Consider the following 19,517-nt stretch of genomic DNA (forward strand, 5'->3'; position numbering starts at 1 on the left):
TCGGCGGCAAGCCGCTCGGCCGTGGCGGCGCCGATGCCGGTGGCACCCCCGGCGATGACCAACCTCTTGCCTTGCAGTCCTCTCACGTACTTCTCCCCTGGTCGATGTCCGGTGTGCGGGTATGCGGAGTTGCAGGTCGTATGTCGGTGAACGCCTCCTCGCCGCCCCCGGCCGGCAGCCGTACCTCGCCGCTCAGCACCGGGTCGTAGAGCAAGTGCTCGCTGAAGTTCTGGACGAACCAGCGCGGCCGCAACACAGTCCGGTCGGACCCGCGTGTTCGAGGGGCCGCTCGGCAGTGAGCCCGGCTGCCGAGGTCGGGGAGCACGAGGTACGTCCCCGTCACACCCGCCCGTGCGGGGCCCCGCGGTGCGTCCAGCCGAACGACGGCGCACCGGAACGGGACGCCGCGCGGACCGACACGCCCCGCTCCTGAAGCAACCGCGCAACCCGACGGCCGGTCTTGCCCGTCGCCCTGTCACGGATCATCTCGTCGCTCATGGCCTCAAGAGAACCAGTCGGCATCTGCCAGAACCACGCCGTGCGGACTGCGGACTCACCTCCATATGCGTTCGTCTACGCCGACCAGCACGGTGTCCGTGAGTGGAAATCGGCTTGTGGCTGCCGGCTGCGTGATCAAAGCTGACTCGCGATGATGCCCTTGACTGAGATCGATCGACTGAAGCGGACCGTGTCCGCAGCATGGGACAGCCCGATCGCCGACCAGGTCGCCGCGCAGTGGGGTTACCCGGCCGGCTCCGCCAGGTGGTGGCGCTCCAGTGCCTCACATGTATGTGTGCTCCCGGACAACGGGCGACGGCGATATCTGCGGTTCGTGCCCGGCTCTTGCCGCGGACCGGAGTCCCTGGCCGTGGTGGCTGAGCTGATGGCACGGCTCAGCGACGGCGGCTCGGCCGTGGTGCGGCCGGTCGCCGCCGAGTCAGGGGCGCTGACCATGACCGTGGCGACCGGTCTCGGTGCCATGCACGCCATGGTGGTGGAACCGGCACCCGGTGCCCAGGTCGACGTCGGCGAACTCACCGAACCGCAAGCGCGGGACTGGGGGCGGGCACTGGCCCGTTTGCACCGTGATGCCGCCGGACTTGGTGCCGGGCTGCCCACATCGTTCGGCGAACTTCCGGATATCGGTGAACTGTTCGCCGATGACGCCGAGTTGGTCGAGGCGACGACGCGGATCGCCGACGTGATGAGCGAGTTGCCGCGTTGCGAGGACCGCTGGGGCGTGGTGCACGGTGACTTCGAGCTGGACAACATGGCCTGGGAAGAGGACGGCCCGACCGCCTACGACTTCGACGAGGCCGCCCTCTCCTGGTATGCCGCCGATATCGCCTTTGCAGTGCGCGACCTGACCGGCGACACCGGTCGGCCCGCAGCCGGGCACCGGGCGCGGTTCGACGCCTTCCTCGACGGCTATCGCAGCGTGCGCCCGCTCGACGACGAGGACCTGGGCCGCCTGCCGCTGTTCGCCGGCCTGCACGCCGCGGCTTCTCTCGTGCGCATCACCCGCGCCCTGGGCGAACCCGCCCGGCAGGAACCGGGTTGGCTGTCCGGGCTGCGCGACGACCTGACCGACATGGCCCGCGCCCATCGGCAACTCGTGATCGGCATCGGCCAGGAAGTGGGCCGAGGGATCCGCTAGGCCCTGTCGTCACATTCCCGCCTGCCCCGCGACGCCATGCACGCCCCCCCAAGCTTTTCGAGCAGGGGACCCCCACTCGCCGCACCGGGCGCAGGCCCACGTACAACCAGTACGAGGGCCTGCGCCCGGCACACCGAGAGCACGCACCTGACGCCGCGGGGCCCCCTTCGGGCGGACGACGGGAATGTGACGACAGGGCCTAGAGGGGTTCAACGGCTGCTGTTATGACGGTTGAAGCAGTCCTCGAACGAAGTCGGCGACCAGCGTCGCCACCGCTTCCGGAGCCTCCAGGTTCATGGCGTGGGTGGCGTCAATCCGGTTGACGGTGATCGTCGGCCGGACGCGGGAGAGAGCGGCCAGTTCGTCGGAGACCTCTTGTCCGAACCGCGTGCTGAAATCGTCGAACCACTCCATGCCGGGGACCGGCGGTAGCCGTCGGCCGGCCTGTACCAGCAGCAGCGGGCAGTCGGCCCCCTCCAGCCATGCGGTGACACCGAGCGCGCCGAGCTTGTGGAGTTCGTCCCGGATCTCCAGCGCCGTCGCCCGTTCCGGAAGCGTCTGCCACCTGCCGTCGGGCAAGGGGCGTGCGGCCGCGCGGGCAGCGGCTTCCGCTCGGTCGGCGGGAATCCCGAGCCGGGCAGAGTCGTTGGCCACCTTCTCTTCGATGTACTCGGGGGGCGCGATGGCCCCGGACGACTCCAGCAGCGCCTCACCCACCCGGCCGGCGCCGGGGTACTCGCGTCCCCACCAGAAGCCGTCGAGATTCACCGCGGCACGGGCACGGTTCGGGTTCGCCCGGGCGTACTCGACCGCGACCATTCCGCCGAGGGAATGGCCCACCAGAACGGCCTCCGGCACGCCATGCGCGTCGAGCGTGTCCGCGATGTGCCGCACCACGGTGGGCATGGTCCAGGGGAAGACATCGGGAGAGCGACCGTGGCCGGGGAGGTCGACGGAGAGGACGCGGTGCCCGGCGGTGAGGAGGGTGGCGGCGGCGTCCCAGTCGGTGAGCGACCGTGAGAAGCCGTGCAGCAGAACCAGTTGAGGGCCATCGCCCCCATAGTCATGGACATGTAGGAGTGTCATCGGGTTTCACTGTAGGCGGCACACACCATGTCGAGCACCGGATCAAAGATCTCCGGGAGCGCGAAGGTCGTCGACGGTCAGAGGCCGAACTCGATGTGCTCCACGTCGGTGAACTCGACTTCGAGGCCGTGGGCGCGGCGGCCGTTGTCGCGGAAGTACACCTCGCCCAGTGCCTCGGCCGCGATGTTCCGAAGTTGCTGTTCCGTGCCGCCGGCTTCCTTGACCTCGAAGAGGCGGGCGGCGTACTGCGGGGGCAGAGCGACGGTGAGATGGCGCAGCCGGGCGTCGTCGGTGGTGCCGGGGGCGGCGGTGTAGCCGAACCGGGCGCGCGTGTCGATGACGATGCCGTCGGTGGTGGCCGCCGTCTGTCTGGCCCTGGCCCGGATCTGGGGCTGCCACCGCGCTGTGACCTCGCGCTCCATGCGCTGCGCGAGGTCGGCACGGGGCTTTTTGATCTGGTCCTTCACATACCGTTCGACGGTGCGCTGAGTGATGCCGAGCAACTCGGCCACCGGCCTGGTGCCCTTGAGCTGCCTGACCAGATAGCGCATCTGCGCGCCCGCGCTCTTGGGGATGGGGCGTGTGAACGCCTTCCACAGTGCGGCGTCGAGACCGTCCCCGACCGTGTCCATCGGCTGGCTCCCCTACTCTCCGTCGTCCTTGGCCGTGACCTCACCGGTCTTGATGTAGCGGGCGAGGTTGAGGACCTGTCCGTGTTTCTCCCGCACTGCTTCGGCCCACAGGGTGGTCTGGGTGCCCTCGTGCTTGACCATCCCCGGCGACACTCCGAGCCGGAAGCTGCCGGGCACGGTCTTGTCGTCGGCGTCGTACGGCAGGACGTGGAGCGGGCTGGGACCGTCGGCGGCGTAGACGGCACAGTCCGACAGGACCGCCACCGGGTACTGGCCGGTTGCCGCGGCCAGGTTGAGCATCTTGCGGTGCATGTTGATCCGGGCCCGGGAGATGACGGCGGCTCGGATGTCGGGCCGCCACGTCGGGCGGGAGAGGGCGGGCCAGGGCTGCCCGGGCTTCCAGCCGCCGCCACGCGCCCGTTCGCGCAGCTTGCCGATGCCGCCCTTCACCGTGGACTTGATCGCGTCCAGGACGATCGCCATCTCGGGATCGCGCTGCCGGTAGCCGTCCATCGCCTTCAGGAACTCGGGGGTGCGCAGCTTCTCACCCACGCCCAGGTCCGCCATGGTGTCGACGTACGCGTTGCGCAGCCGCTTGTACCAGCCGTCCAGGAACCTGCCCCTGTCCTCCCTCACCCAGGCCTCGGTAGGGGCGACGTCGTAGCCGAGCTCCACCGCGTACGCCACCGTCGGAGTCGCGTACCAGGCCGGCCCCTGCGGGCGCTCGCCGGTCGGCGTGAACGGGCTGGGCAGCAGCGCGCCCTGGAGCCGGCGCCACTGCTTGCCGACCAGGACGTGGGAGAGGTCGACGTGGGAGAGGTCGACGAGCCATGACCCGGGCAGCGTCGGGTCGAAGACGGGGTCGGTGACGTGCACGGGCGGCGTCGCCAGACCGACGACGGCTCCGTTGGCGGCAGCGCCGAAGGCGAGGTTGACGTCGATGCCGACCAGGTACCGCCGCATGCACTCGGCGTCGGTGAGCTCGCGCGCCCAGTCGTACGCCTCCTCGAACAGCATCTCGTCCGGGCCCCGCTGGTGGAAGCGGGGCAGACCGGCGAGCAGTGGATGCCCGTCCGGGGCCTCGCACGGTGCGCAGTCGATCGGGTGCTCGCCCAGCGAGCCTGGCCGGTGTTCCCTGTGCCGCTTCCCCGTCTCGTCCGCCTCGCTCGCCCGGGTCGGCGGATTGAGGGCGGTCATCAGCTCCAGGCCGGTGACGGCCGTCGAGCCGCGCGGTGTCATCACGCGGGCCGCGTAGGTGCCCAGCACATGGGCGAGTTCCGCCGGTTCGAGCTGCGCGGCATGGCCCCAGGTGCGGGCGTCGAGCGCGTTCCACGAGGGGATGCACAGCTGCACGCACTGGCGCTGACGGCCCTGGGCGGGGCGGTAGATCCGCGCCCACGGCCCGAGGCCCCGCTTGGTCAGCTGCCACTCGGCCCGGTCCAGCTGCCTGAGGATCTTGTGGCCGTCCGGGAGGCGTCCGGCGAGCCGCTCGGCGTCCGACAGCTCCACCGGGAGCCCGTACCGCTCGCACGCGGCCTCGGTGAGCACGAGCAGCGGATCGGCGTCCTTGCCGGAGCCGTGCAACCTGCCGGCCCCGAGCTGAGCCTCCTTCAGCGTCCACTCCACCAGCGCGGAGAGCGACTTGGCGGGCACGTCGAGCACCAGGCCGCCGATGCCGTAGCCGGTCACCTGGGAGCCGTCGTCGGCGTCGATGACGAGCAGCGGGCCGTTCGCGAACCGCGGGTCGGCGTCGGTCGTCGGGGGGTTCGCCGGGGCCGCCTTCTTGGTGCCGGGGCGGCGTGACGTCGACGACTGCCTGGTCGTGGCCCTGGCCGCCGGACGCGGCACGGCGGCAGGACCGGTGGGCTGCGGCGCGGCGCTCCCGGGAGGAGGCTCCGGGGTCTGGTCCGTAGCTGCGGATGGCGCCGGTGCGGCGGGCGCAGGGGTGGGGGTGGCAGGGGTCCCGGGAACCGGGGTGTCCTTCGGAGGGGCCGCGGCGTCGGTGGCAGGGTAGAGCTGGGCGAGCTGCTTCAGGAGGCGGGCGTACGCGTCGCGCTCCGGGGGGCGCGGTTCGGTCTTGCCGGCCTCCCAGCCGCTGACCGTCGCGCGCCGCACTTGCAGTGCGGCGGCCACCTCGTCCAGCGTCAGGCCGTGGGCCTGGCGCAGCCGCTTGCGTTCCGCCGGGGGCGGCAGCGGGGAGCGGGACGCGACCAGGGCGTCGACCGCGTCGAACAGCTCGGACACAGGGCACCTCCTGATCCGCCACCCTACCGTGGAGCGTAGGTTTCGCGTACCAAGCGCGTACGTACGGCGTTCTTATGGGTGTTGTCCGCGGCGTACCCCGGGGGCGGACTACTGGGCGGACTACTGGGCGGACTTCTTCGCCGACCCCCACTGGAGATACTGCGCTGCCGCGCCTGACGACACAGTCCGGTGTCGTGCATGAGGCGCTCGATGGTCGCCGAGAGGGTGCTGTCGGCGCCGATGACCGTCTCGACTCCGTCGGGCAACAGGTCGAGCGGCCGGTACCAGTCGCGCAGTTGCGTCTCGTTCACTTCGTCGGCGATCGGCTTGGTGGCGTGCCGGGCGAGGGTTTCGTCGAACGGTACGTCCAGGTAGTAGTGGCGGGTCGCGCCGCGGTGGTCGGCGCGCAGCCGGCCGAGCATGTCGCCGTAGCGGTCGGCGTAGAGGATGCCTTCGACGACGACATGGAACCCGGCGTCCAGGGCGTAGCGCGCCACGGTGTCGATCAGGCCGATGTTCGCGGCACCGGGCACGTCGTGTTCGCGCAGCACGACGCGGCGGAGGTTGTCCTGGGCTACCAGGGCCAGACCGCGGCCGTACGTCTCGCGCAGGCCGGCCGCGACGGACGACTTGCCCGAGGCGCTGTTACCGCGCAGGACGACCAGCCGGGTTCCTTCGCTGCCCACCATCACGGCGGTCACCCTATCGACGGCCAGTGACATCGTCGTTCCGCATCTCCGCCGGCCGCACGCGCGGCGCTCCCGAGGCGACGGCCCGGGACACTTGCGGAGCGATCGAGTCCGTCACCCCGGCCTGCTCTCGGCACCTCAGCGGCACCTCGCACACGAGTGGCGCAGACAGGAGAGGGCTACCACGAACGGCCAGACCGACTGGAGAGTCGTGACCGCGCGTTCGGCCACACCGGCGACGCCGTGCAGATGCAGCTCGAGCAGGAACCATGCCGCGCCCACGGCCATCACCGCGGTGGCTCCCAGGGAGGGTAAGGGCCGCAGAGCCCATGGGACGCTGCCGCCGGTCCGGATGGCCAGGACCGGCCATGCCGCCAGGACGGTGAAGCCGACGGCGGTGACCGAGCCGTGGCTCAGGGAGCCGCCGTTGCTCGGCGCCGGGACCACGGCCACCACCAGGGCGGACACTCCCCCGGCCGCCAGTGCCACCCGGCCGGGGGCCGCGGCCGGGCGCAGCCCCCAGGCGGTGAGCAGGTGGCAGGCGCCCAGGGCGATGAACGCGCCTGTCATCACCCAGTAGCCGGAACCTCCGGGGGCCGCCAGGACGCTGATGGTCTGAGCGGCCGGGTCGTAGGCGGGGCCTTGCAGTACCGCCGCCACCATCCAGCCCGTGATCAGCACGGCAGGAGCGCACGCCGACGACAGCAGGACCCATTTGGGAACAGATCGCATCAGGACACCGTAAAGCGGATCACCCGCTCTTCCCGTCCCACTACCGCCACTTCGGGCGGGTCCGTCCGAAGGTTTCGCGGCACGATGGATCCGTGCGCCGACGGCGCCTGTGGCGGTCCGGCGCTCTGCCCGCGGAAAGGTGATCGGTCATGGAGCTCACTCTGGTGGTGCTGATCATCATCGTGGGGCTGACGTTCGACTTCACCAACGGCTTCCACGACGCCGCGAACGCGATCGCCACCTCGATCTCCACCAGGGCCCTGACGCCGCGCGCGGCGCTGACCATGGCCGCGGTGATGAACTTCTGCGGCGCCTTCCTCGGGACCGAGGTCGCCCAGACCGTCGGCAGCGGCATCATCGCCGCGCCCGAGGACGACTCGGGTCTGCTGCTGGTCATGTGCGCGCTCATCGGGGCCATCGGGTGGAACGTCTTCACCTGGTGGCGGGGGCTGCCGACCTCGTCCTCGCACGCACTGATCGGCGGGCTGGTCGGTGCCGCGCTCGCCGCGTCCGCCACCGTCCACTGGTCAGGGATCGTGGACAAGGTCGTCCTGCCGATGCTGCTCTCCCCGCTGGTCGGTGTGGCTCTCGGTTACGTCCTGCACGTGTCCATCCTGTGGCTGTTCCGTCGTTCGACGCCCCGGCGGACCATGCGCCGGTTCCGTATGGCGCAGACCGTCTCCGCCGCCGCGATGGGGCTGGGGCACGGCTTGCAGGACGCGCAGAAGACCATGGGCGTCATCGTGCTCGCCCTGGTCACGGCGGGCTGGCAGGACGACTTCTCGGTTCCGGTGTGGGTGATCGCCGCCGTGGCGGCCGCCATGGCGGCCGGCACCTACAGCGGCGGGCGCCGCATCATCACCACCCTCGGCCGGCGCATCGTCCACCTCGACCCGCCGCGCGGGTTCGCCGCCGAGACCGCTGCCGCGGCCGTCCTCTACACCACCGCGTTCCTGGTGAAGGCGCCGATCTCCACCACACAGACGATCACCGCGGCCATCCTGGGTGCCGGTGCCACCCGGCGCGCCTCGGCCGTACGCTGGCAAGTGGCCCGCACGATCGTCACCGCCTGGGTGCTCACGTTCTTCGGCGCCGGGATTCCCGCCGCCGCGATCTACCTCGTTCTGCACGCCGTCACCGGTCTGTGATCCGGGCCCGGAGGCCTCACATGATCGCTTTTCCGCCGCATCCGCCCTCCCGCCGGTCCCCTGCGGGACCTCCGGGCGGGCTTCCGACACCTGGGCGTTTCGCGCATCTGCACCCAGCCGACGGTGCCTGTCTGATGGAGGGCGCCGCCTTGCTGGCCGGCGGCGGGTTCACGGACAGCCCGGCCGGTACGCATCCGGCGCTCGCGGCTCTGGCCCGCGTGGTCAACGACAGCGTCGGTGACGCCACCCGGCATGCCCTGTGGCCGCTGGCCGCCGAGCTCGCCGGCGCCTGTCCCGCAGAACGGGCGTATGCGCCGCGGCTCGTCGGCACGGTCGTGGACGAGGCGCGCGTGCTGCGTCCCGCTTCCCGGCGTCTGGCGCGGCACGACCGTGCCTGCCGTCGACGGGGCGAGAGACTTGCTCACGTCGGCGCGAGCGGGCTGCCTGGCCGTGTCGCCGATCTGTTGTGGTGGCGTGGGCCGGGGCGGCGGCACCTCGAACACGCTCTCCGGGTGCTGTGCGCCGCGCCGGACGCGGATCAGCGTCTTGCCCGGTTGCTGCGGAAGGCCGTGGCCGGAGCCCGGGACGGACTGGTCCGGGACGGTGAGGCCCGGTGCGGGCGGGTGCCCGCTGCGGAAGAGCGCTGCAACCGGTAGAGGCGCGGGCCCGTCCTACAGGGCACCATGATCCCTACAAGCTTCCCCGGCCCCTGGACCGCGCCGGTTCGGCAGGTGCTCGACTTCGCCTGGAGGCAGACCCGGGCGTGCGCGTTCGCCATCGCGCTGCTGTCCGGCGTGGCCGTGTCCGCCCTGCTGCCCGGCCTTCCCGTGGCGCGCTACGACCTGCTGGTGGTCTACGGCGTGCTGCTCACGCTGGTGTTCTGGCTGCGCGGCTGGGAGAACGGGCGGGACGTCGCCGTCATCGCGGCCTGTCACGTCATCGGGCTGGCCTTCGAGCTGGTGAAGGTGTCGCTCGGTTCGTGGAGCTACCCGGAGCCGGGCGTGCTGAAGTTCGCCGGTGTTCCGCTGTACGGCGGGTTTCTGTACGCGGCTGTCGGCAGCTACGTGTGCCGGGCCTGGCGCCTGTTCGATCTGGAGCTGGTGCGCTACCGCCCGCGGGCGACGGCGGTGGTGGCCGCGGCCATCTACGTCAACTTCTTCAGTCATCACTGGCTGCCCGATGCCCGCTGGGTGCTGGCGGGACTACTGCTGGCCGTCACCGCGGGAACGTCGGTGCGCTTCACGGTGTGGGGTGTGCGCCGTCGGATGCCGCTCGCGCTGTCGTTCGTCCTGATCGGGTTCTTCCTGTGGGTGGCGGAGAATCTCGCCACCTTCGTCGGTGCCTGGCGCTACCCGTACCAGGAGCACGGCTGGGAGCCGGTGGGGGTGCAGAAGTTCGGCGCCTGGGCGTTGCTGATCAGCGTCACCTTCGTCCTCGCGGCGGTCGGGCGGCGCTCGGATGGTGAGGTGGAGCGGGCGGTGCGGTGACGGGGCGCGGGGAGCGCGAGTCGTCGCCAGACCTCCGGCCACGTATCATCCTATGGACATAAATTGGGTGATTTGCCTTCGAGGGTTGTCACCGACCGTGGCCATCCTCGCCGGAGTGATCAATGTCCCGCACCGGCACGACGGACGACGGAGACGAGCTGCTGACCAGGCTCGAGGCCCTGACGGCCCAGGCTCGTGCACAGGCCGAGATGCAGCGGTCACGGGTCGAGCTGGCCATCGCGCTTCAGCGCGGCATGCTCCCGCGCGATCTGCCCGTCGCCGGCCGGCTGCATCTCGCCGTGCGGTACGCGCCCGCCTGCCAGGGGCTCAACGTGGGCGGCGACTGGTACGACGCCTTCACACTGGGCGACGGCCGTATCGGTCTGTCCATCGGTGACGTCCAGGGCCACAACATCGAGGCCGCCGCCTTCATGGGACAGGTGCGGGCGGGGCTGCGGGCCCTGGCCTCGGTGACCAGCGATCCGGGGGAAGTCCTGGCCCGGACCAACGATCTGCTGCTGTCTCTGGGCTCCGATCTGTTCGCCACCTGCACTTTCATGCGGCTCGACCCGTGTGCCGGCGTGCTGGAGAGCGCGCGGGCCGGGCACCTGCCCTGCGTCTGGGCCACGGCCGACGGGAAGTCCGGCGTCACCGCGGACGAGGGCGGGCCGCCCCTGGGGATCCAGGCAGGGGTGCCGTATCCGGTGACCCGGCACGAGCTGACCACGGGCGGTGTGTTCGTGCTGCTCACGGACGGTGTCGTGGAGGGGCCCTCCCTGCCGCTCGAGGAGGGCCTCGACCAGGTGATGCGGCTCGCGGGCATCGCGGCGGTGGCGGGCACGGACGTGGACGCGCTCGCGGCCGCCCTGATCAAGGGTGCCGAGCGTGTGGGCCACGACGACGACGCCGCCGTGCTGGTCGTCGGCCTCGACGGACCTGGGGCTCAGCCATAGGGCCGCAGGGCCCCCGCTCTCGCCTCGCCGTCGCGGCGGCCTCGGTGTCTCATGGCTGCTGTGGTGGGTAGCCAGGATCTGCGTAGGCCGGTCGTCGTCGCTCTGCAGACGCTGGCTGTCGCCGCCTGCTACTACGTCTCGGGCCAGCTGGGCCTGCTGCGGGAACTGGTCGTCGAGGGCTCGGTCGTCACCCCCGTCTGGCCTCCCACCGGCGTCTCGGTCACCTTCCTGCTGATCTTCGGGCTGCGTTGCTGGCCGGGGATCGCCCTGGGCGCCTTCCTCGTCATCCTGTCCCTCACCTCCCTGAGCCCCTCGGCGTTCGGCGTCCTCGTGGGCAACACGGCCGCACCCGTCGTCGGGTACCTGCTGCTGCGCCGGGCCGGTTTCCGTACCGATCTGGCGCGGCTGCGGGACGGTCTCGCGCTGGTGTTCCTGGGCGCGTTCACCGCCATGCTGATCAGCTCGACGGTGGGCGCCGGCCTCCTGCTCGTCACCGGGAAGCTCGACTGGGCGAGCTTCTGGGCCGTGTGGCTGGCCTGGTGGGTCGGGGACGCGATGGGCGTACTGATCGTCACCCCGGTGCTGCTCCTGCTGTCCCGCGTCCGCCCGCCGCTGCGTCTGTCGCGCTGGAAGGAGGCCTCGGGCCTGGCGCTGATCATCTGCTGTGTCGTTCCGCTGGCCGCGCACAGCCCGGTCAGTCTGCTCTTTCTCATCTATCCCCTGCTGATCTGGGCGGCCCTGCGCTTCCAGCTGGCCGGCAGCATGCTGTGCGCCCTCTTCGCGTCGATCACGGCGACAGTGGCGGCGACCGACCGGGCCGGGCCGTTCGATCGGCTGACCAGGGTGGAGGTGATGATCAAGCTCCAGGCGTTCAACGGGGCGATGGCCCTGACGGCCCTGATCCTGTCGGCCGTGATCACCGAGCAGATCAACACCCGGCGTTCGGTGGAGCGCGCGTGTCAGGAACTGGTCGAGGTCCTGGAACACCTCACCGCGGGCGAGCCGGCGGACGGCCGGGCCTCCCTGGAGGACGGTGGGCTCGGGCGGAGGCAGGACGAGTGACCGTACGCCTCCGACGGGCCACCGGGCGGTGATTGCCCAGGCTTACCGTTGACGCCATGACCGAGGTGGAGGTGCTGCAACTGCTGGTGTCGCCCGCGCACCGGCTGGCCGGACGGCCGTCGGACGGCCCCTCCCCCGGCCCGTCCGACGAGCGCGTCCCTCAGGTGGAGGTACGCCGCGGCCTGGGACTGGTCGGCGACCGCTACTACGCCCGGCCCGCCCACCGGAACGCGGCGGTGACCCTCATGGCCTGGGAGAACCTCCCGGCGGACGCCGACCTCCGGCACACCCGCCGCAACATCCTGCTCAGAGGTGTCGACATCGACTCCTGCGTCGGATCGACGATCGCCCTCGACTGCGGCACCGGGCCGGTGCTGTTCGCCGTGAACCGGCCGGCCCGGCCCTGTGCCTGGATGGACGTGACCATCGGCCCCGGCGCACAGCGCGCCCTGCGTGGGCGGGGCGGTGTGCGGTGCACGCCGCTGAACGACGGGATGATCACGCTGGGCCCGGCGACGTTCCGCGTCGTGGCCGGGCCCGATGACGCCGGGCCGTGAGGCGCACTCCTGCGCCCGGCATGTGTTCAGCCGGCCGTCGGGGCCGTGCGGATGGCGGCGATGTCGAGTTGCAGGCGCACCTTCTCGCTCACCATCGCACCTCCCTCGGCCAGTCTGCTGTTGTACGTCAGGCCCCAGTCGGAGCGGTTGATGGTTGTGGTGCCGTCGAATCCGACCCTTTCGTATCCGAAGGGGTCGGTGACGTGTCCGATGTAGGTCAGCTCAAGTACGACCGGCCGCGATATGCCTTTGATGGTGAGGTCGCCCGACATGCGATAGAGGTCGGCGCCCGCCTGTTCCACCGCGGTGCTGGTGAAACGCATACGCGGATAGGCCGCGGCATCCAGGAAGTCACGGCCGACCAGATGGGCGTCGCGTTGTTCCACTCCGGTGTCGACGCTGGAGGTGAACAGTGTGAGGTCGGCCCGTGACCGAGCGGGGTTGCGCGCGTCGAAGTAGAGGCGGCTTTCGTACTCCAGGAAACAACCGCGCACGGTGGTCACCATGGCATGCCGGACGGAGAAGCCGATCCTGCTGTGAGCAGGGTCGACGACCCATTCGCCGGTGAGATTCACCAGGTCGGGGTCGGGCAGCACGGCGGTGGGGGCAGCCGGTGCGCCCGCGGGACGCTGTGGGGGGACTGGCGGCGCCTGCCGGCGGGACGGCACCACGCGGTTGAACAGGTTCATGATTTATCTAGGTACTTGAGTTTGGTTATTGCCGCAAGTCCCCTTCGCGTTTACGGCTGTTGCGGACGGGCCTCTGGCCTTATTTCCGCCGCCTTGCACAGAATCCACACATGCCTGTCGCGATGTGCCGACGAAATAGCCATCCGGGAGTCCCGGTTTTTTCATTTCGGGCATATCGGCGATTCGGCCGGAGTCACCTCGATCGCGAGATCGTTGTCGATGGTGTAGTAGGGGCGCGAGGAGGATCCGCCCGCCGTGAGCGCCGGATAGACGAAGACGTGTTTGCGGTCCGCCACGTCGTCGAGAAGCCTGCCGATCCGGATCGGCGGCGCGTCGGCGGTGGGCCGGACGAAGACGTCCCAGATCCGGCCCGGGCCCGCTGTGCCACCCGTCAGGTCCTCGGGCCCGGCCGTGAACGAGAAGCCTCTGCCGTCGTCGTCGATCCAGGGGCGGAGCTCCCGTACGGTGTCGCTGCCCCGCAGGCGCAGCCGTACGGTGGCGTCCTCGAGGAGCTCGGCGCCGTGCAGGCGGGCCTCGATCGTCATGGCCTGTTCCGTGACGTCGATGGCGCGGGCCTCCGCATGGGCGGTGCGCCGCCATGCCCTGAGGGCGAGGAAGCCGTCCTTCGTGACGTACGGGATTCTGACGGCGACCGGTGAGGGCCGGTCTCGGAGGTGTCCGTCGACGAGGGCCCGCAGGTCTCTGAGGCCGGGGCGCAGCCGCTGTCGCTCGGCTTCCGGTTCCGGCAGCAGGTAGAGGTCCCAGCGGCCTTCGTCGAGGGCCGGATGCGGTTCCAGTACGGCGTGCAGGTGGCCGTCGGCCCGGCCGGGCTCCAGGTCGAGGAGGTGAAGGGTCGTCTCGGGGCGGTCCTTCTTGGGGCGCAGCCGGAGCAGCAGCTGGGGACGGGAGGCCGGGCCAGGCGGGAGGCGGAAGGTGATACGGCCGTCCGGGTCGATCGTGCAGTGGGTGCGCAGGTGGGTGTCGAGGTGCGTGGTCATCGGCGTCCCTTGCGTATCGCGCGCAGTGCGCCGACGGCCGCGTCGCGGGCGGCGTGGCCCCGGCCGATCAGTGCGCTGTTGGTTCGGCGGTCCGGCGGAGTGGTGGTTCGCGGGCCCGTGCTCCGGGCCGTGAGGGCCTCCTCCAGGAGGCGTTCCGCCTGGGCGACGACGGGGCCCGGGGCGAAGCGGCGCGCGTTCTCCAGGGCGGTGCGGCCCATGCGGCGGCGTCGGTCGTCGTCGCTGACGAGTTCCAGCAGGGCCGAGGCGAGGGCGTCGGCGTCTGAGACCGGCACCAGCCGGCCGTCGGCTCCGTCCTGGATGATCTCGCCGGGGCCGTAGGGGCAGTCGGTGCTGACGACGGGCAGTCCGCAGCGCATCGCCTCGACGATGGTCATGCCGAACGGCTCGAAGTTGGACGCGGCCGCGCCGATCGAGCCCTTGGCCCATTCGGCCTCCATGGGGGTGGCGGCCCCCATCAGGAACACGTTGTTCCACAGACGGAGTCGTTCGATGAGTTCCCGCAGTCTGGGCTCTTCCTCGCCCTTGCCGTAGATGCGCAGCTGCCAGTCCGGGAAGGCGGCGGCGACCTGGGCGAACCCCTCGATGAGCAGGTCGTAGCGCTTCACCGGAACGAGCCGGCCGGCGGCGATGACGATCTTGGCGGTGCCGTCGGCGGGAGGCAGCGCGGGGTCGGGGACGCTGTTCGGGAGGGCCTCGACGTGGACGCCGGGCAGCCACATCTTGCGCCGGTAGGCGGCGGCGTCCGCTTCCGTGACGGTGGTGATCACGTCGAGGCGGCGGTAGGCGCGGCGCAGTGCGGTGCGCAGACCGGGCGGGTGGTTGTCGAGGGTGAGGTGCTCCTGGCCGACGCGCAGGACGCGCTGCGGGGCCTGCCGCGCGATGTGCACGTTGAGGCCGGGCCGGGTGCCGATGACGACGTCGGTGTCGAGCCCCTCCAGGCACTCGCCGATCCGCTGGTCGGTCAGCTCGCTGTACTGGCGGTGGCGGTACTCGGCGGCCGGGAAGACCTTCGCGGGTCTCTGGTGCAGTGGATGGTCCGCCTCCTTGCGCAGGTCCACCAGCGCGCGCAGGCGCACGCGGGGATCCAGGACGAGATGGGGATGCTCCCGGTGACGTAACGCGGAGACGATCTCCACGTCGTGCCACTCGGCCAGCGCCCCGGCGAGGTTGAACGTGGTGGTGATCGTGCCTCCGATTCCGTAGGCGTTGTGAATCAGGAAAGAGATCTTCATGGTGGCGTAGACGACCCCAACCACCGGACAGTTGTTCGCCGTTATCACTCCGTGACCGCGTGGAGGGGCGGGCCCGGACCAGCCCGTTTCTGCGTGATCTCGGACATAAGTGGTCTGGGCCATACCGCTGTGCCGCCCGGATGTGGATAGCTTGATGTGTTTGCCCGCAGCTGCGTCGCGTCATCGGGTGCACCGTCGTCATCGATCTCCAGGAGACCCATGCGCCCCCGAATAACCTCCGTCTCACGCATCACGTCCCTTCCGCCCCTCGTCCTGGCCGGCGGCGCGCTGGCCGTGGGCGTGGGCGGGCTGTATCTCGCCGGGCTGATGCTGACGGGCGGGGAGATCGACTCCGGTACGACCGTGCGCGGGGTGGAGATCGGCGGCCTGAGCCGTGCGGAGGCGGTGCGGAAGCTGGAGCGGCATCTGGGCGCGGCCGGGGCGCGGGAGCTGTCCGTGAAGGTCGGTGACCGTACGGGCACGGTCGATCCGCGGCGCGCCGGGCTCTCCTTCGACGTCGGGGAGACCGTCGACCGGGCGGCGCGGACCGGCGCCGACCCGGTCAGTGTGATCGGCGGGTTCTTCCGCTCGGGCGGTGACATCGAGCCGGTCGTACGCCTCGACGAGGACAAGGCCCGGGCCGCTCTCGGCGGGCTGGCGAAGGGGCTCGACCAGAAGGTCCGGGACGGCGCCGTCGCCTTCGACGACGGTCGGGTCGAGCAGGTCGTACCCCGCACGGGGTACGCCTTGGACGTGAACGGCGCGGTCGGCACGCTGCGCTCCTCCTTCCTGCGGGGCGACACCCGCTCGGTCACGCCGCTGCCCGCCCGCGAGACCCGGCCGAAGGTCACGGCCGGCGAGGTACGGCGGGCGGTGCGCACGTTCGCCGAGCCGGCCATGTCAGCGCCCGTCACGCTCACCGCGGGCGGCAAGCGGTTCACCGTCGGGCAGGCCGTGCTGGGCGAGCACCTGGCGATGCGGCCGGACGGCGGCGGAAGACTGAGACCGGAGCTGGACGCCGAGGGGCTGCGCGACGATCCCGCCGTGGCCGGTCCCCTGGACGACGTCACCACCACCGCCCGGAACGCCAGGCTGCGGCCGGACGGCGACAAGGCCGTGGTCGCCGAGGACGCCAGGGTGGGCCAGGAGGTCACCGGCAAAGCGCTGGGCAAGGCGGTGCTGCCGCTGCTCACCAGGTCGGGCGCGGACCGCAGCGGCGAGGTGGCCGTGCACCGGACCCAGCCCGAGATCACCCGCGAGAACGCCGCGGAGCTGGGGCTGACGGAGAAGATGTCCTCGTTCACCGTCCACTTCGAGCCGGCGGAGTACCGCACCAAGAACGTCGGCCGGGCCGTGGAACTCATCAACGGCTCCCTCGTCAGGCCGGACGAGACGTGGAGCTTCAACCGGACCGTCGGCGAGCGCACCGAGGCCAACGGCTTCGTCGAGGGCATCATCATCCTCAACGACCAGTTCACGAAGGCGTCGGGCGGCGGTGTCTCGGCCGTGGCGACGACCGTGTACAACGCGTTGTTCTTCGCCGGGGTCAAGCCCGTGGAGCACGGCGCGCACTCCTTCTACATCGAGCGCTACCCGGAGGGCCGCGAGGCGACGGTCGCCTGGGGCAGCCTGGATCTGCGGTTCACCAACGACTCCGGCAAGGCGATCTACATCCAGGCCGAGTCCACGGACACATCCGTGACGGTCTCCTTCCTCGGCACCAGGAAGTACGACGAGATCAAGTCGGTCAAGGGTCCGCGCACCGAGGTGAAGAAGCCCGAGAAGAAGGTGAGCGACGACAAGGAGTGCGTGCCGCAGACGCCGCTCGAAGGGTTCGACGTCACCGTGGAGCGCGTCTTCTACGACGACGGCCGGGAAGTGAAGCGGGAGCCGTTCCGCACGCACTACACGCCGCGTGACGAGATCGTCTGCGAGTGATCCACCCGCCGTTCGCGCTGCCCGTGAAATGCCCGTGGAAGTCTCCTTTCCCGCCGGGGCGTTGACCCGCCCCGAGGGCCCCAGCACAATGAGCGCCCAGTGCTGAGAGCGCTCTCAAAGGAGATCCATGACTGGCAGACAAGGCCCGGCGCTGAGCCGGCGTTCGCTCATCGGTGCCGGCCTCGGCATCAGCGCCGCGGGGATCGCCGCGGCAGCCTCCGGGCAGGCCCTGGCTGCCGGTGCGGACGGTGCCGCCGGCGGTGCCGGGTCGCTGTCGGCCCCGGCCCGGGGGCGCGCCTTTCTCGCCGCCGCCATGGACGCCTATCCCGGCCACGGCAGCGTCCGCCTGGCCCAGAGCTACACCGACCAGGCGGGCCTGTTCAGCACCGCGTTCACGTACGACAACGCCCTGGCGGTCCTGGCCCACCTCGCGGACCGGAGGCCGGAAAGCCTGGCCAGGGCAACGGACTTGGGTGACGCCCTGCTCTACGCCCAGACACACGACCCGGCGTTCGACGACGGCAGGCTACGGCAGGCCTACAACGCCGGGCCGTACACCTTCTACGACGGCTCGCCGCAGCCCGACGGCTTCGTACGGGCGGACGGCACCGCCAACGTCGGTACGCAGTTCGGCTTCACCGGCACGGCGGTGGGCGACATGGCCTGGGCGGGCATCGCGCTGAGCGCCCTGGCCCGCCGTACCGGGGCGCGTCGTTTCCTCACCGGTGCCGTGCGGATCGGCGAGTGGATCGAGCGGACGGGCCGTACCGACGAGCCGCTCGGCGGCTACAAGTTCGGGGTCGACGGGGCGAATCAGAGGCTGCCATTCACCTCGACGGAGCACAACACCGACCTGGTGTGTCTCTTCGGCCGGCTCGCCCGGCTCACCGGTGACCGGGTGTGGCTGGAGCGACGCGGACGGGCCGAGGCGTTCGTGAAGCGGATGTGGGAGCCGGCCGGGGGCTTCTTCTACACCGGCACCAACGACGGGGTGACCGTCAACAAGTCCCCGATTCCCGAGGACACCCAGACCTGGACCCATCTGGCGCTCGGCTCCCGCAGGGGTGGGTACGCCCGTTCGCTGGACTGGGCCGTGGCGGAGCTCGCGGTCCGGGATCACGCGGGCCGCACGAACAGCACGGTGCCCGCGGGGCAGTCGTACGAGGGCGTCACCTTCAGTTCCGCGAGCCTCGTGGCGAACGAGGACGCGCCGATCGCGGAGGGACAGCCCAAACCCGACCGCAACGGTGTGTGGTTCGAGGGGACGGCTCATCTCGCGCTCGCTCTGCGGGACCGTGGGATGCGTGGTGACGAGGCGCGCGCCCGGCGGCTGCTCGCGTCGACCGAGCAGGCCCAGGACCTGCTGGGCGGCGGTCAGACCGTCGGCGGCAAGGCGCTGCCGGAGCGGGCCGGGGTGGTGTCCGCGAGCAGTCCGCTGGACACCGGGTTCGGCTTCGGCTACTACCCGTACCGGCACACGGGTGCGACGGCCTGGTACCTGATGGCGGCGGCTCGGTACAACCCTCTTCAGGCGTGACAGAGCGGCCCGGTCCGCTGTCGCGTGCAGCGGACCGGGCGGGATGTCAGGCGAGGCGGTGGACCGCCTGGTCGGTCAGTTCGTAGCGGGCGCCGACGATCGCCAGGCGGCCGGTGCCGATCCTGGCGGCGAGCTCGGGCTCAGCGGCGAGGCGGGAGCGTACGAGCCGGACGTTGGCGTCCACGGTCGCGTCGATCCGCGCGTCACCCTCCTTGCCGTGGTCTATGACGGGGCTGATCTGATCGACCAGGTACTGCATGTGAGCGGGCAGCCGGGTCCCGGACTGCTCCGCCTCTACGGCGGCACGGACCGCGCCGCACGACTGGTGTCCGAGGACCACGACCAGGGGTATGCCGAGTTCCAGGACGCCGTAGGCGACGCTGCCGAGGACCGCCTCGTCCAGGACCTCGCCGGCGGTGCGGACCGTCATCAGGTCGCCCAGACCCTGGTCGAAGACCAGCTCCGGGGGCACGCGCGAGTCGATGCAGCCGAGCACGACCGCGAAGGGGTGCTGGGCGGTGGCCAACGTCCGCCGGATCTCGAGGTTCTCGTGCGGGTGGCGCTCCCGGAAGGCGCGCCAGCGGCGGTTGCCCGCGGCCAGTTCCCTCAGGGCCTCCGCCGGGGTACTCGGCCGTGGTTCAGTTCCGGGGGCCGGGGTGTGGGGGGCACCGGGAGCCGCGGTGGCGGTCCGGGCGGCGCCGAGGCCCGCGCCGAGAGCTGCGGCCCCGGTCAGCGCGGTGCGCAGGAGTGTGCGGCGGACGGTGCCGCCGGTGGTCGGCCGTGGACCGGCGAAGGGGTGCGGTTCACGGCCGGCGCCTCTGTGGGCAACGGAATCAGTGTTCACGACCAGAACGT

The 19,517-nt window shown here is 71.0% G+C and carries 19 protein-coding genes and 1 pseudogene; 9 read left to right on the forward strand and 11 right to left on the reverse strand.

The genetic code is table 11. From position 1 onward, the window contains the following. Nucleotides 1–82 precede the first annotated feature (82 nt). Both AOQ53_RS45665 and AOQ53_RS44405 read right to left on the reverse strand, forming a co-directional pair. A complete protein-coding gene (locus AOQ53_RS45665) occupies nucleotides 83–256 on the reverse strand; it encodes a hypothetical protein (protein WP_167745667.1) in 174 nt (57 codons plus the stop codon). Nucleotides 257–339: 83 nt separating this feature from the next. After that, nucleotides 340–498, reverse strand: a complete 159-nt coding sequence (locus AOQ53_RS44405) for a hypothetical protein (RefSeq protein WP_167745668.1) — start codon at nucleotides 496–498, stop codon at nucleotides 340–342. 154 nt (nucleotides 499–652) lie between these two features. Between AOQ53_RS44405 and AOQ53_RS02360 the strand changes: the two genes are divergently transcribed. Next, nucleotides 653–1,657 (forward strand): phosphotransferase enzyme family protein, encoded by a 1,005-nt coding sequence (locus AOQ53_RS02360; RefSeq protein WP_236711533.1) that lies wholly within the window; start codon nucleotides 653–655, stop codon nucleotides 1,655–1,657. A gap of 222 nt (nucleotides 1,658–1,879) precedes the next feature. Here AOQ53_RS02360 and AOQ53_RS02365 read toward each other — a convergent pair whose 3' ends face one another. From AOQ53_RS02365 to AOQ53_RS02385, 5 genes and pseudogenes are all read right to left on the reverse strand, one after another. Next, nucleotides 1,880–2,743 (reverse strand): alpha/beta fold hydrolase, encoded by an 864-nt coding sequence (locus AOQ53_RS02365; protein WP_059414519.1) that lies wholly within the window; start codon nucleotides 2,741–2,743, stop codon nucleotides 1,880–1,882. Nucleotides 2,744–2,820: 77 nt separating this feature from the next. Then, the gene (tpg, locus tag AOQ53_RS02370; RefSeq protein WP_059414521.1) at nucleotides 2,821–3,375 is read right to left on the reverse strand and encodes a telomere-protecting terminal protein Tpg; all 555 of its coding nucleotides are present in this window, start codon (nucleotides 3,373–3,375) and stop codon (nucleotides 2,821–2,823) included. A 12-nt stretch (nucleotides 3,376–3,387) separates the two neighbouring features. Then, entirely contained in the window at nucleotides 3,388–5,619 is a 2,232-nt protein-coding gene (gene tap / locus AOQ53_RS02375; RefSeq protein ID WP_059414524.1) for a telomere-associated protein Tap, read from the reverse strand. A 182-nt stretch (nucleotides 5,620–5,801) separates the two neighbouring features. Further along, nucleotides 5,802–6,308, reverse strand: a pseudogene (locus AOQ53_RS02380) (kinase); the annotation flags it as partial. A 138-nt stretch (nucleotides 6,309–6,446) separates the two neighbouring features. Then, nucleotides 6,447–7,040, reverse strand: a complete 594-nt coding sequence (locus AOQ53_RS02385; protein ID WP_059414526.1) for a DUF998 domain-containing protein — start codon at nucleotides 7,038–7,040, stop codon at nucleotides 6,447–6,449. Nucleotides 7,041–7,189: 149 nt separating this feature from the next. Between AOQ53_RS02385 and AOQ53_RS02390 the strand changes: the two genes are divergently transcribed. The 6 genes from AOQ53_RS02390 to AOQ53_RS02415 all read left to right on the forward strand — a co-directional run bounded on the left by AOQ53_RS02390 (nucleotide 7,190) and on the right by AOQ53_RS02415 (nucleotide 12,247). Beyond that, nucleotides 7,190–8,188 (forward strand): inorganic phosphate transporter, encoded by a 999-nt coding sequence (locus AOQ53_RS02390; RefSeq protein WP_059414528.1) that lies wholly within the window; start codon nucleotides 7,190–7,192, stop codon nucleotides 8,186–8,188. 134 nt (nucleotides 8,189–8,322) lie between these two features. After that, nucleotides 8,323–8,844, forward strand: coding sequence for a hypothetical protein (locus tag AOQ53_RS02395; RefSeq protein ID WP_236711527.1), 522 nt, complete (start codon nucleotides 8,323–8,325; stop codon nucleotides 8,842–8,844). 27 nt (nucleotides 8,845–8,871) lie between these two features. Further along, nucleotides 8,872–9,675: a DUF817 domain-containing protein gene (locus AOQ53_RS02400; protein ID WP_059414532.1), complete on the forward strand. Its 804-nt coding sequence runs from the start codon at nucleotides 8,872–8,874 to the stop codon at nucleotides 9,673–9,675. 122 nt (nucleotides 9,676–9,797) lie between these two features. After that, a complete protein-coding gene (locus tag AOQ53_RS02405; protein WP_059414534.1) occupies nucleotides 9,798–10,628 on the forward strand; it encodes a PP2C family protein-serine/threonine phosphatase in 831 nt (276 codons plus the stop codon). Nucleotides 10,629–10,688: 60 nt separating this feature from the next. Continuing rightward, nucleotides 10,689–11,690, forward strand: a complete 1,002-nt coding sequence (locus AOQ53_RS02410) for an MASE1 domain-containing protein (protein ID WP_408055128.1) — start codon at nucleotides 10,689–10,691, stop codon at nucleotides 11,688–11,690. 56 nt (nucleotides 11,691–11,746) lie between these two features. Continuing rightward, nucleotides 11,747–12,247 carry a molybdenum cofactor biosysynthesis protein gene (locus AOQ53_RS02415; RefSeq protein ID WP_059414538.1) on the forward strand — a complete coding sequence of 167 codons (501 nt, stop codon included), beginning with the start codon at nucleotides 11,747–11,749 and terminating at the stop codon, nucleotides 12,245–12,247. Between the two features lie 26 nt (nucleotides 12,248–12,273). On the opposite strand, the gene AOQ53_RS02420 is transcribed toward AOQ53_RS02415, so the two are convergent. The 3 genes from AOQ53_RS02420 to AOQ53_RS02430 form a co-directional block, all read right to left on the reverse strand. Beyond that, a complete protein-coding gene (locus AOQ53_RS02420; protein WP_059414540.1) occupies nucleotides 12,274–12,936 on the reverse strand; it encodes a YceI family protein in 663 nt (220 codons plus the stop codon). Between the two features lie 161 nt (nucleotides 12,937–13,097). Next, the gene (locus tag AOQ53_RS02425) at nucleotides 13,098–13,934 is read right to left on the reverse strand and encodes a transferase (RefSeq protein WP_059414542.1); all 837 of its coding nucleotides are present in this window, start codon (nucleotides 13,932–13,934) and stop codon (nucleotides 13,098–13,100) included. Then, nucleotides 13,931–15,187, reverse strand: coding sequence for a glycosyltransferase family 4 protein (locus tag AOQ53_RS02430; protein WP_059414586.1), 1,257 nt, complete (start codon nucleotides 15,185–15,187; stop codon nucleotides 13,931–13,933). Before AOQ53_RS02430 ends, AOQ53_RS02425 begins: the two co-directional genes overlap by 4 nt. Before the next feature lie 219 nt (nucleotides 15,188–15,406). Here AOQ53_RS02430 and AOQ53_RS02435 point away from each other — a divergent pair, with 219 nt between their 5' ends. Together AOQ53_RS02435 and AOQ53_RS02440 are read left to right on the forward strand one after the other, a co-directional pair. Beyond that, nucleotides 15,407–17,125 (forward strand): VanW family protein, encoded by a 1,719-nt coding sequence (locus tag AOQ53_RS02435; RefSeq protein ID WP_059414544.1) that lies wholly within the window; start codon nucleotides 15,407–15,409, stop codon nucleotides 17,123–17,125. Between the two features lie 127 nt (nucleotides 17,126–17,252). After that, nucleotides 17,253–18,662, forward strand: coding sequence for a hypothetical protein (locus AOQ53_RS02440; RefSeq protein WP_059414546.1), 1,410 nt, complete (start codon nucleotides 17,253–17,255; stop codon nucleotides 18,660–18,662). A 46-nt stretch (nucleotides 18,663–18,708) separates the two neighbouring features. Here AOQ53_RS02440 and AOQ53_RS02445 read toward each other — a convergent pair whose 3' ends face one another. Next, entirely contained in the window at nucleotides 18,709–19,506 is a 798-nt protein-coding gene (locus AOQ53_RS02445; RefSeq protein ID WP_059414548.1) for a carbonic anhydrase, read from the reverse strand. Between the last annotated feature and the right edge of the window lie 11 nt (nucleotides 19,507–19,517).

Origin of the sequence: Streptomyces azureus (genome assembly GCF_001270025.1) — a bacterium.
Classification (GTDB): Bacteria; Actinomycetota; Actinomycetes; order Streptomycetales; family Streptomycetaceae; genus Streptomyces; species Streptomyces azureus.